Genomic DNA, 12,804 nt, shown 5'->3' on the forward strand with positions numbered 1-12,804 from the left:
AGGTGCTCCATTACTATTATATCCGGCACCGCCAGGATATCCACCATTACCACCACCACCGTTACCACCACCACCATAGCCACCATAGCCACCACCATAGTAGTAGCCGAATGTGTAGCTAGTGCTGTTATCGCCATTACTGTAGCCACCACCGCCACCACCAACTGAACTGCCGCCACCACCACCAGGAGCCATTATAACGCCACCACTAGATACAACAGCACTTGAGCCGCCACCACCGCCGCCTAATACACCACTCCAACCGCCAGAATATCCGCCGTTACCGCCACTGCTGTAGCCCCAACCGCCAGAATATCCGCCGTTACCGCCAGAATATCCGCCGTTACCGCCTACATATACATTTAAAATTTCGCCAGGAGAAACATTCAATAATTGATCAGATAATTCGCCACCATAGCCGCCGTCACAGCCGTTGCCACCAGCTAAAGTCACTCCTACAACAGTAACACCTGAAGGAACAGTCCATTGATAAAAACCAGGACTTAACCAAGTTTGTGTATATTTCGCAGCCGGTGTTGCTCCATTATCCGGTATAACCATCGGCGGGGCGCTCGGTACCGGCGCCGCATAAGCCACATACTCAAGCCCCCCGCCCTGGCTTCCTATGCCTATATTGATTTTTAATTTATTAAATGATAAATTCAAATAATATAATATTAACTTATACTTATAAGGAGGTCTTAATGCTTAAAAAATCGTTACTGTCTTTAGCGGTTGTTTTATTTTTATCCTCATTATTTATTCCTGGAGCATTCGCATTTACCAGGCGGAATTGTATGCCTAACGGTAAATTAAATGTAAATTGTGCGAATCTTATGAACTTCTCTCAACTTGAAAAACTTAAAGTAGAACTTTACCAGAAACAAAAAAATAATCCAACATTACAAAACAAAAAGAACTTAACAGAAATAAGATTGATTATTTCAAAAAAGTTTCCTAAATATTACAATAAGGAACATTATTAATAATCATTCTTACCCCCACACCTCATCTACCGCTTTTTTAAGCGTATATGGCGCTAAGTGGGCGTAGCGCATAGTCATCTGGGGCGTCCTGTGTCCTAATAGCTCGCCGGTTATATATAAGGACGTCCCGCTCATGACCATCTTCGAAGCGAAGACGTGGCGTAAGTCGTGTACCCTTAAACCATTTAGTCCCGCCCGCTTGCAAGCGGTCTTAAACGACTCCCTGAAATTGCTTAATTTCTTTCCCCGGTAACTAAATACGTAAACGTATTCCCGATTTATTTCTTCTAAAATCCTTTTTAAAGCTCTTGATACCGGAATATATCTGTCATATTTGGTTTTCGTCCCTTTAATAGCTATTACATCGTTCTTTAAATCAACGTCGTCCCATTTAAGGTTTAAGGCTTCGCCCTTCCGGCAGCCGGTATAAATTAGAAAAGTTATTAAGTCCCGGGTTAATTTATTCGTAGCTCCATTAATGAGCTTCTCTATATCGGAATCGGATAGGGTTTTTAACCTGGACAGCTCATTTAATTTTTTTATGCCGGAAGTCGCATTCTTTTCTATATATCCCCTGCGTACAGCAAAGTTTAACAGATTAGATAAAACCGCAAGTTCTATATTGGCCGTCCGGAAGGATATCTCTTGCTCTCTTTTCCCTGTGTTCGAAGACCTCTCTAAAATCTCTTTTTTTCTGAAGGATAAATATTTTTCTATCATGACGGAATCAATTTCGCTTACCTGAATGTCTTTGAAGAACTTAAAGACGTGCTTTAAAGCATTCTTTTTCCTTTCGACCGTCGCAGTAGATAATAGCGCGCTCGAAGAGGACAGGTATTCTTCCCAGAGTTCTTTAAGGTTGATAAGTTTTTGAGATGATTTTGCGGGCGTGGCCGACTTTATGAGTTGTTCAACGAGTATTGCGGTATTTTCATCTGCCGTGCCGCATGAGCCGGAATAATGAATTCCGTTTACTTCAAATGAATAACAATAGTTTTCTCCTTCTTTGATTAGCATAAAATTTCTCCTTTTTAAGATATTTTTATATAAATTAAATATCTTTTTTTCCGGAAAAATTTTACAGGTTTTGTGAAATTAATTTCGAGGAACCGCTAAAAATGAAAAGACGTTCTTTTAAAAATCAATTATTTAATCGAATTGCTTAATTTTTAGACGGTTTGATATAATATAGAAATGTTGTATAATTAATATAATAATATTAATTATGGAGGTAAAAATGGATGCTATTATTGAAATTTTAGAAAAATATCGTAAAATATTTCTAAAGTTAAAAAAAAAATAAAAACCACTCTTCTTTTGATAAATTCAAAAAAAAATTAATCAATGAACTTAAAAGTAAGAATAACAAATCATACTTGTCAGATGAGATAAATAAATTTATAAGTGATATAGAAAGTGCAGATGATTTTTATATGATACTTGGATTAATCGATAGTTTAAAATCATTTATTTATAATCAAGAACATATTATAATTACTCCCCAAAAACTGGACTCACTCTAAGGTGTGAACAATTTTTCCCTATCATATCAGAAAGATTGCGGGCAATATACATAGCCAAAGAGTTTCCTTTGTCCTTACCCTTTCCGCCTACCGGCATGTCTATAGCCTCGAAATCTTTCGGATATTTTTCTTTGAAAAGTATGGCTAGCTGATATATAGTCAGGAAAGAACGGCCAAAAGGATGGTCCGCTTTATCTTTTCTGTCTTTTCTGTAAGGCTTAGATTCGTCGACTAAAATTTCCCTAACTTTACTTTCCATTTTTAAATCGATCCAAAAATTTGCTTCACTCTTACCCATTTTACTCTCATCGATTAATAATTTGTTATCCGCCGATATGAAACGGCGAGATATTCAAGGGCTTGCAAAATAACATATAAACAAATCCCTAAACGGATTATATTTTTTTTTAATTCCAAAAAATTTACCGTTTATCAAATTATACATACTCCCGTTTTTATTTTTTTTATCCAATATAAAGATAAATAAAGCATATTCTAAATTACCTACATCTGCAACTTCTTTTTCAATTTCGATAAGTTTCTCTACGTCGTATTCTATCTTTTTAATAAAATTGCCGTCTCTTTCTCCATTGGACCTGCGTAGTTTAATTTCTATAATAGCGTTAAATTTATTAAAAGCGAATCCCTTACTAGGCAGTTTCATAATTTTATCCTGAGTCCTTAAGTCCGCGGTTTCAATAATTACGATATCCGACCTGTATTTTAATTTTCCTTCGTTCCCATACCATCTGACTTCCGTATGCAGCGGTATAGATTGAGAATTATCTTGCGTCGGGCTTACGCGATTAAACGAATGATTGCGCATAAATTCGTTGAACAAAAAACATCTGGCATCGCTTTCTGTAAGATATTTATCTGGATATTCTTCAAAATCTGATCCTACAGCCGTTATCGAATGCATAACGTCTATTATAATGTCTTTTGTATTTTTTTCTAAATTATCGTTTAACGATGTACGCCATTCATATCCCGTTCTAATATTTTTCATCATATACATATTTTACCTCGCTTATAAAAAATAAATTTTTATTTTATTATCGGTCGCCGTTTTATGACAATATTTTTAAAATAAATAAATATAGAGTATTTATATTGAGTCCTTATTCTACGTCGGTTTCTGATGTTTCAGAAGTTTTTATAAATTCTTTTAGAACATGCCGTCAAACGTTCCCCGACGTAATACCATAAAGAAATATGTTACGAATTCTATGTCTGCGTATTCGATTTTTTCATTATAAGTATAAAACGATTAATCTTCTTTATCGTCCTTATTCCAGACATCGTCAACGGCCTTGCGTAAAGTGCTTGGGACTAAATGGCTATACCGCTTTGTCATCTGCGTCGTACGGTGTCCCAGGAGCTCCCCCGTAATAAATAGCGACGTTCCGTTCATTACCATTTTGCTTGCGAAGACGTGCCTTAAATCGTGAATGTGCATATCCTTTAATCCGGCATTTTTACACGCCGTATGAAAAGAACGCTTAAAATCGGTCAATTTTGCTCCGTTTCGGTTAAATACGTATAAAACGTCTTGGACTTTTTCAATGCGGCTCAAAAGCTCTTTTAAGGGCTTTGATATCGGAATATACCTGTCATACTTCGTCTTAGTCCCTTTAATGGCTATGACGTCGTTCTGCATGTCCACGTCGTCCCATTTTAAGTTAAGAGCCTCGCCCTTCCGGCAACCGGTGTAAATTAGAAAAGTGATTAAATCCCTTGTAAGTTTGTTCGTAGCTCCGGCGATGAGCTTATCGATATCGGAGTCGGATAGGGTTTTAAGGCGGGATAGTTCGTTAAGTTTTTTAATGCCGGCAGCGGGGTTTTTGTCAAGGTAGCCATTTAAGATACAAAAAGAAAAGAAGTTGCGCAAGATTTGCAATTCGTGATTAATTTCTTTAAAAGATATATCCTGCTCTCTTTTTTCTAAATTCTTCGGCATAGCTAAGATTTCTTTTTTTCTTTTAAGTTGATAATTTTTTAAATCAAGCTGCGTAATATCTTTTATATTTTTTTCATAAAAGAAAATAAAATGCTTGCTTCGCGACAGATTAGATTTCAAAGTAGATTTAGCTACATTTAAAGATTTGACGTATTCTTCCCAGGCTTCTTTAAACCTTTTTTCTACTTTGTATTTCTGCGGGATATTGAATTTATTCCGTATCGTGTCCGCCTGGAGAGCTGCCGCTATTTCCTGCGCAAGTTTTTTGTCTTTAGTCTTAGTTGACATCTGATAACGCTTATTATCGACTTCAAACTCAGTCCAATATATATTTCCGCGCTTATAAATTCTCATAAAAAAGTGTAGGGATTTTTGTAGGTAAAATTTTCATATTTTTGCATAATTTTACCTATTTTTTGCATTTTTGTCAAATGTAGCAAATTGATGTGAAAGGCTTTAATTCAGTAGTTTTGAATGGTTGCGGGAGTAGGATTTGAACCTACGACCTTTGGGTTATGAGCCCAACGAGCTACCGGACTGCTCCATCCCGCTGTATAATTGCATTCGGTTGATTTATAATCATAACACTAATTCAGCATTGTTGTCAACACTAATTTTATTTTAAATTGATTATTTTCATCTTTTTGTTATTTCATATTAAAAATTTTACATAAAAACTTGACAACATTTGTTTGGTTGTAGTAATATACATAAAAATATGTCCTTGTTTCGTTTAGATATAATTTAATACTATTATTAAATTAATTATATTTTGATACGTTCTATAGCTATGCCGCGATATTTATTTAGTCGTTTTATTAATCTGCGCTGTTTAAAATATTCGTGGATAGAAATATAGCATTAAAACAAAATTTATAAATTTATAAATTTAAATTGAGAGGTTTTCGTATATGGTCTATGAAATTAAAAATAAATTTATAATTTTAATTAGTTTTATAATATTTTTAGTTTTCTTTATATTATATTTTAGTCCGAACAATGCCTCTGCCGATGTTGTTTACATTACCGTTCAGCAGGGTTACACGTTAAGCCAGATTGCTTCCAAATACAATACGTCGGTTTCATCTATAATGTCCGAAAACGGTTTATCCAATTACAATATATATCCGGGTCAGAAATTAAAAATAGTTTCCGGCGGTTCTTATGCTCCCCAGCCGCCAGCGGTTACATACGGTCATTATACCGTCCAGTTCGGAGATACTCTTTCTTTAATAGCTCAAAAATATGATACATCCGTAAGCGAATTAAGAAGATTGAATCATCTTTATTCCAATGTAATAAGGCAGGGCGCTGTTTTAACGGTACCTATCGTTCATAATAGCGTTTCCGTTGCCGATGTTGTTTACATTACCGTTCAGCAGGGTTACACGTTAAGCCAGATTGCTTCCAAATACAATACGTCGGTTTCATCTATAATGTCCGAAAACGGTTTATCCAATTACAATATATATCCGGGTCAGAAATTAAAAATAGTTTCCGGCGGTTCTTATGCTCCCCAGCCGCCAGCGGTTACATACGGTCATTATACCGTCCAGTTCGGAGATACTCTTTCTTTAATAGCTCAAAAATATGATACATCCGTAAGCGAATTAAGAAGATTGAATCATCTTTATTCCAATGTAATAAGGCAGGGCGCTGTTTTAACGGTACCTGAAAGTTATAAAGTCGCATATAACAATAAAATTAATCAAGATAGGGGTTATAGCAGTAATTACGGCAATAAAAAAACGGTTTCTTTTAAAGTAATAGACAAAAATGTTTGCAATAATTCCGATAGCAGACTTAATAGCTATAAAAATAATGATTATTTAGGAAAAAAAATAGTTAAAATAGCATTTAAATATAAAGGAGTTCCGTACGTTTGGGGAGGAACCACGCGCAGCGGTATGGACTGTTCAGGGTTCGTCCAGCATGTTTTTAAAAAGTTAGATATAAACCTTCCAAGAACTGCTCTAGAACAGTCGAGAGTCGGAAAATATATTCCAAAAAATAAATTAAAACCGGGCATGCTGTTATTTTTCAGAACGTATGCTCCGTATATTTCGCATGTTGGCATATATATAGGACACGGCAAATTTATTCAGGAGAATTCCGGCGTAGGGAAGGTCACGGTAAATAGTCTATCAAACGAATATTTTGCAAGAACGTACGCTTTTGCTAAAGTTGTTAAATAAAATGAAATGCGCTTTATTTATTTTTCTTGATATATGTAAAATTTAAACGAGGATTTCTAAAATTATGTTTAATTTTAATAACTGGTATGCTCCAAACCCTATTGTAAAAATAGGTCCTCTTCCTGTTCACTGGTATGGCGTGCTAATAGGGATAGGATTTATTGTAGGTATAGCTATAGCATATTATCGTGCAAAATCATGGGGAGAAGACCCTGAAAATATTATTAATATTATGGTTTTTGCTATCCCGCTGTCTATTATTTTTGCGCGTTTATATTATGTCGTTTTTGCATGGGGTTATTACGCTAAAAATCCTATATCCGTATTATACATATGGGACGGAGGACTGGCGATATACGGCGGAGAAATAGGCGGTTTAATAGCTCTTTTTATTTATACTAAAGTTAAAAAACTGAATGTATGGCTTTACATAGACACATTTGCGCCAAGTCTGCTTTTAGGGCAGGCAATAGGGCGATGGGGCAATTTCATTGACCAGCAGGCTTTTGGATATCCTGTAAAGTGGGGATTGCCTATTGCAAAAGCGTTACGCCCTGTAAATGCTTATGCTCCGAAAGACTTTAAAAAATCTCTTATTTTCGGTCTCTGGGGTTATCCTTTTCAGCCGTCATTCCCAACAAACCTGACTATGTACCGTTATTTTGAACCTTCATTTTTTTACGAGTCAGTGCCGGATTTTTTCGGTTTTATTTTCCTGATGTGGTTATCACGCAAAAAACCGAAAGTAGCAGGTAAGATATTGATAGGATACCTGATATGGTACGGCACCACAAGATTTTTTACGGAAGGAACTAGGATAGACAGTCTATGGCTTGGAAATACAATGAGAATTTCACAAATAGTAAGTATGTTTGCGGTTATAGGGGCTGTTGCAGTCGTTATTTATCGTCATTATCATTATAAAAACGTGTAGTTTTAAATGGCTATTATAGTCATTATAAACTAATTTTATAACTTGGTTTATTCCACTTATTCTTCCTCTATTGTTATGTTATTTTTTTATTTTGGTATTTCCTGTGTATATTGCGTATGTTGTGTAATATTGTGTGCTATTGCTTGTATAGCATTCTTAGGTATGCTCTTTAAAAATAATTTTTTAACTGGTTATTAATCATATATAAAACACAATACTAAAGCAAGTAATAATAGACCTTGGAAACCAATAATAGTATCTATAAAATAGAATATTTATGTGCCGGCGTTATTTTTTCTATGATGCCGATTAACGTATATTATAGTTATGAATGTGATGCTGTTAATCCCACTATTGTATGGAATATAGAATTTAATAATGAAATATATTTATTAAATAATGAATCATTCGGAGGACAATCTGCCGATAATAGAGAAAGGATTTATACTAAAAACATTCGCGGTTCTTTATGCTCCGAAGGGGATGAATATTTAATTTATAATAAAGCGGGGATACCTATTGAGTTTGAATACAATGGAAAAATTTATAAATTAAAGATAGACGCTGCAACAAGAAATAAAATTATTGCAATAACAAATAATATTTATAATCAATATAAAAATGTTGAAAATATTGCGGCTGAAAGTGTAGCAAAAGGTAAAATAGAAATATTGGTAAGCAGACTTTCTAACCGGAGATATACCGTCCTGAATTTAATTTTAAAAGAAGAAGATTTGTTATTTGACATTGAAGGTGTAGAATATTTTTTAACTGAACATGAAAAATTAATAAATTTTGCAATAAAGAAAATATTTGAAAATCATTTAGCCATTATTAAAGATTCAGATAAATTTTATGATTATATTTTTGCGAATTACAATAGATTAGAAAAAGCCGGATTTAATTTTTACAACATTTTATTGGCATTAATCAATTATACGCTTCAATATGATATTTTCGACGACGAAAATTATATTATTGATTATCTCGGATTCAGGATTAAGTATTTTAATGAGTTAGAAAGCAAATTAAATTCTGATTATAAATCGGAGATTCCTTGCTGTATTTCTGTTTACGATAAAGAAGAAAATATGTATGAAAATGGCGTAAAGCTCCGCGAAATATCTATTTCCCTGCAATATTTGATATATGTATTTAATTTAATAAATAATATCAAATTTCTCTGTCTAATAGACATACCAACCCCAAATTAAGCCGCATCTTATATCTTTAATCCTGCAATAGAAAGTTATCTGCTCGGAAAAGGTGTCAGATTAATTTTTTTGCAAATATTTTCTTTGTTAATTGAACTACCTCATATGCAAAAAAATAAAATCTGACACCTTTTTCTATAATACTATAAATACATATCTGCTGAACTTTTTGGCGCAGCAGATAAATTAAGGTATATTGTATATAATATTATGGCTAATTATGTGTTACAATATAAAAATAAACAACAATAGCATTTAATGGTTAGTTAATAGCTAATTATGTGCTATAATATAAAATGATTTATAATTATTAATGGTAACATATGATTAATATATTAGATAATTTCAAAAATGTAGGACAGGAAATAAAAAATTTTAAACCAGATATATTAGTTTTTTGCATTGACTTTGACGGAACTTTAACTAAGATTTACAAGAGTCCCTTTGATGCAGTGTTAGAAAATAATTATAAAAAGATTATTGAACGTATAATAAATATTGAAAATGTATTTTTTTGTATAGTTACCGGAAGAGAGATATCCGATATCATCAAAATAATATCCATAGACAATAATATTATATATTCCGGCAATCATGGTTTTGAGATAAAAAGTTTTTATAAAAGAATTAGATTGGACTTCATATATGACGGTTTAAAAAATTATCTGCCTGTTTTAAAAGATATCTTTAATAAAGTAAGTCAAATTCCGATAAAAAATTTAATTATTGAAAATAAGAAATATTCAATAAGTCTGCATTACCGTATATTGCCGCACGAAGATATTAAACTTTTAAAAGATGCTGTAGCATCCGTTATGGATTCAAATATAGATTATAAGCGTATGTTTGAATTAAAAAAGGGAAAGAAAATTATAGAAATAAGACCAAAAATTCAATGGAATAAAGGAAAGGCATGCGATTTTATTGTCAAAGGGTTAATAGCGGAGCTGAGTTGCAATTTAACTTATAATTCACATAAACTGTCAAATAAACAATTAGATACTAATATCAATAACAATGTTAGTTCTGACAATAATGCGAATACCGAAAGTAAAAACGGAATAAAAAATATTTTGAAAATTTGCATGGGTGATGATTTAACTGATGAAACCATGTTTGATAAAGGAGATAAATATTCATTCGAGTTTAATCCAAATTTAGGAGTAAACTCAGATTTAGAGTTAAATTCAAATTCAGATTTAAAAAAAATTAATGTAAAGTCTATAAATTGTATTATAGGAGAAAAAAAATCAGCCGCGGACTATTACATACACAATTTTAGACAAACTTACAAAGTACTTGAAAATGTAGCTGATTGTTTTGTTAAGCTATAAAACATTTGCATAGTTATGATAGTTATATTATGTGTAGTTTTATGTATTTATAGTTATATATATAGTTATATATTTTATTATGATAAGTATAATAAAATAGCTGTTAGAATAATTGAATTATAATTATAATAGGAGAATCAACCATGAGTAAACTTTTTAAGCCCATAACGTTTAAAAATCTAACTATTAAAAATAGAGTAATGATGGCACCGATGTGTATGTATTCGGCTAAAGACGGTGTTGTATCCGATTTTCATATGGCGCATCTCGGCGCTAGAGCAGTCGGGGGTGTAGGCCTAATTATGGTCGAAGCGACCGGCGTTAGCCCTGAAGGCAGAATAAGTCCTTATGATGCCGGCATCTGGGATGAGAAGCATGTTAAAGCATTTAAACCAATAGTTAGTTTTTGTCAAAATTTTGGCGCTGCAATGGGTATTCAGCTAGCGCATGCAGGCAGAAAGGCTTCAACGGATGCACCATGGCTTGGCGAAAAAGCCTTATCCCCCAAGAATGGCGGATGGCAAACGCTTGCTCCAAGTGCTATCCCGTTTAATGATGAGTCGCCCATTCCAAAGGAAATGGATTTTAATGACATAAAAAAAGTAATTAACGATTTTACGAATGCAGCAAAAAACGCAAATGATGCGGGATTTGATGTTATTGAAGTTCATGCTGCGCACGGTTATCTTATTAATGAATTTTTATCTCCGGAATCCAATAAAAGAACCGATTTATACGGAGGCTCGATTGAAGGAAGAGCAAGACTGCTGCTAGAAATAATATCAAATATTAAAACTGTCTGGCCCGAAAATAAACCGATTTTTGTAAGAATTTCTACTATTGATTGGATTGAAGGCGGTGTTCAGCTGGAAGATTCGGTTAATCTTGCAGATATGCTTAAAAAAGTCGGCGTATCTTTAATTGATTGCTCTTCCGGCGGCATATCCCCTTATGCTAAAATGAATATATATCATGGATATCAGATAAAATTTGCAGAGGAAATAAAAAAACAGGCATGCATTCCTGTTTCCGCCGTTGGTCTAATTACAAAGCCGGAGTTTGCGGATTATCTTGTTACTTCAGATTTAGTTGATATGGTTGCATTAGGAAGAGAACTTTTAAGAAATCCATATTGGACATTGAACGCTGCGTACAAGTTAGGCGTCGATATTGAATGGCCGAATCAGTATAAAAGAGCAAAATTATAATAAAATCAGCAAGTATTGTTATGTGCGTGTGCAATCCACATATGTATAGATATCATTGATTTAAAAATAGCGGGAGAATGGCATTAAAAATAGTATAAATAATATATATTTACTTAAAAAGATAAATAATAAAATATTATCAGGAGAGCTTTATAAAATACGTGGTGCCGAAGGGGGGAATCGAACCCCCATGGGATTGCTCCCGCCGGATTTTGAGTCCGGTGCGTCTACCAATTCCACCACTTCGGCATTTAATCTATAATTTGGCTCGATTATTAATTTTACAATATAAACAGATTTTATTCAATAAAAATTAAGTAAAAATTCAATAAAAATTAAATATATTTATTTTATAAAATTATAATAATATTATTTGCATTTTATATTGCATTGTATTATATTTTAATTTATATTATTATAATAAATATAACAACGGTGGTTAAATGTGTTGCGTGCTGCCTGTCACTTTTGTTTTGCCGTGCTTAATAATTTCAAAAAATTCGGTAAAACAGTCTATCAAGAGTCTGATAAGCGATTATGCAAGTTAAATATTTATTCACCAAATATTTTAATACAAATAATTAAACAATTATTATATATAACTGCACATTTATAATGTACCATAGATTATAATTATAATACGATGAATGATTTTAAAAGTATTAAAATGGACGATTTTCATAAGATTATTGACGATACTTACGATTTTGACGACTCAGATTTATTCGATAAAAATAGTTCATTTGGCAAAATAGGCAGCGGCGGAGGCAAAATAAAAAATAAAAATCATAATAAATTATTAATATTAGCGTATCTTTTTGTTTTAATTATAATATGGTCTGCCTTTTTTATGAATTATGTTTCGTATAGCAATAAAATCTCTCAATACAGCAAGGAGTCGTCTATAATAAGCAGCAGCATCAATAAAAATTCGGCTCTGTTAGAAAAACTAAAAAACAATCTGAATTTTTTTAGAAATATTAAAAATAGTCAGGTTAATATAGCAAATCTTCTATATAACATTTCAATTCATAAATTCTCTGCCGGAAAATTAACATCGGTGCTTATTAAGAGCGGAAAAGTATATTTAAAATTTATAGTTTATAAAAATAATTTTCTAAACAGTCTGAATAATTTGATGGGTTACAAGGTCTATTTAAATATGAATAGAAATAAAATTTTTACCGGAAGATTTAAAATAGTTTCTTTAGTTAAGACCGGCAAAGATAAGTTTAAGGCTTTGCTTACAAGCAATAATAATAAATGATAATAAAATATTATAAAGATAATAAAAGAAATAATAAAATCAAAGGTAAACTGATTTAAAAAATAATAAAAAAAGCAATTATAATAATAACTTACTATAATTGCTCAAAGTTTGAAATGCTTGTCTGTTGATTATTCTATTTTTTTTATTCTATTCTACTATATCTATCAATCAGTCTATCAC

Annotated in this window: 11 protein-coding genes, 2 tRNA genes and 2 pseudogenes; 9 read left to right on the top strand and 6 right to left on the bottom strand. The window is 32.6% G+C overall.

The features are described 5' to 3' along the window. The 3 genes and pseudogenes from EVJ46_08575 (at position 1) to EVJ46_08585 (ending at position 986) form a co-directional block, all read left to right on the top strand. Positions 1–142, top strand: a pseudogene (locus EVJ46_08575) (flagellar motor protein MotB). A gap of 3 nt (positions 143–145) precedes the next feature. Next, positions 146–250, top strand: a pseudogene (locus EVJ46_08580) (peptidoglycan endopeptidase). Positions 251–704: 454 nt separating this feature from the next. Beyond that, the gene (locus EVJ46_08585; protein RZD15582.1) at positions 705–986 is read left to right on the top strand and encodes a hypothetical protein; all 282 of its coding nucleotides are present in this window, start codon (positions 705–707) and stop codon (positions 984–986) included. Between the two features lie 9 nt (positions 987–995). Here EVJ46_08585 and EVJ46_08590 read toward each other — a convergent pair whose 3' ends face one another. From EVJ46_08590 to EVJ46_08610, 5 genes are all read right to left on the bottom strand, one after another. Beyond that, positions 996–2,003, bottom strand: coding sequence for a site-specific integrase (locus tag EVJ46_08590; protein RZD15583.1), 1,008 nt, complete (start codon positions 2,001–2,003; stop codon positions 996–998). A gap of 477 nt (positions 2,004–2,480) precedes the next feature. Next, the gene (locus EVJ46_08595) at positions 2,481–2,768 is read right to left on the bottom strand and encodes a hypothetical protein (GenBank protein RZD15584.1); all 288 of its coding nucleotides are present in this window, start codon (positions 2,766–2,768) and stop codon (positions 2,481–2,483) included. A 93-nt stretch (positions 2,769–2,861) separates the two neighbouring features. Continuing rightward, entirely contained in the window at positions 2,862–3,521 is a 660-nt protein-coding gene (locus EVJ46_08600) for a hypothetical protein (GenBank protein ID RZD15585.1), read from the bottom strand. Positions 3,522–3,779: 258 nt separating this feature from the next. Continuing rightward, positions 3,780–4,823 carry a site-specific integrase gene (locus EVJ46_08605; GenBank protein ID RZD15586.1) on the bottom strand — a complete coding sequence of 348 codons (1,044 nt, stop codon included), beginning with the start codon at positions 4,821–4,823 and terminating at the stop codon, positions 3,780–3,782. Between the two features lie 121 nt (positions 4,824–4,944). Next, positions 4,945–5,021 (bottom strand) — tRNA-Met (locus EVJ46_08610). A gap of 359 nt (positions 5,022–5,380) precedes the next feature. On the opposite strand from EVJ46_08610, the gene EVJ46_08615 reads away from it, so the two are divergent. The 5 genes from EVJ46_08615 to namA all read left to right on the top strand — a co-directional run bounded on the left by EVJ46_08615 (position 5,381) and on the right by namA (position 11,354). After that, positions 5,381–6,664, top strand: coding sequence for a peptidoglycan endopeptidase (locus EVJ46_08615; protein RZD15587.1), 1,284 nt, complete (start codon positions 5,381–5,383; stop codon positions 6,662–6,664). 64 nt (positions 6,665–6,728) lie between these two features. Beyond that, positions 6,729–7,598, top strand: a complete 870-nt coding sequence (gene lgt, locus EVJ46_08620; GenBank protein RZD15588.1) for a prolipoprotein diacylglyceryl transferase — start codon at positions 6,729–6,731, stop codon at positions 7,596–7,598. A gap of 239 nt (positions 7,599–7,837) precedes the next feature. Next, positions 7,838–8,812, top strand: a complete 975-nt coding sequence (locus EVJ46_08625; GenBank protein ID RZD15589.1) for a hypothetical protein — start codon at positions 7,838–7,840, stop codon at positions 8,810–8,812. 323 nt (positions 8,813–9,135) lie between these two features. Continuing rightward, on the top strand, positions 9,136–10,146 hold the full coding sequence (otsB, locus tag EVJ46_08630; GenBank protein RZD15590.1) for a trehalose-phosphatase: 1,011 nt from the start codon (positions 9,136–9,138) through the stop codon (positions 10,144–10,146). A gap of 143 nt (positions 10,147–10,289) precedes the next feature. Then, entirely contained in the window at positions 10,290–11,354 is a 1,065-nt protein-coding gene (gene namA, locus EVJ46_08635) for an NADPH dehydrogenase NamA (GenBank protein RZD15591.1), read from the top strand. 162 nt (positions 11,355–11,516) lie between these two features. Here namA and EVJ46_08640 read toward each other — a convergent pair. After that, positions 11,517–11,603 (bottom strand) — tRNA-Leu (locus tag EVJ46_08640). 394 nt (positions 11,604–11,997) lie between these two features. On the opposite strand from EVJ46_08640, the gene EVJ46_08645 reads away from it, so the two are divergent. Next, positions 11,998–12,621: a hypothetical protein gene (locus EVJ46_08645; GenBank protein RZD15592.1), complete on the top strand. Its 624-nt coding sequence runs from the start codon at positions 11,998–12,000 to the stop codon at positions 12,619–12,621. Positions 12,622–12,804: the final 183 nt, after the last annotated feature.

It is taken from the genome of Candidatus Acididesulfobacter guangdongensis (assembly GCA_004195045.1).
Taxonomy (GTDB): Bacteria; SZUA-79; SZUA-79; order Acidulodesulfobacterales; family Acidulodesulfobacteraceae; genus Acididesulfobacter; species Acididesulfobacter guangdongensis.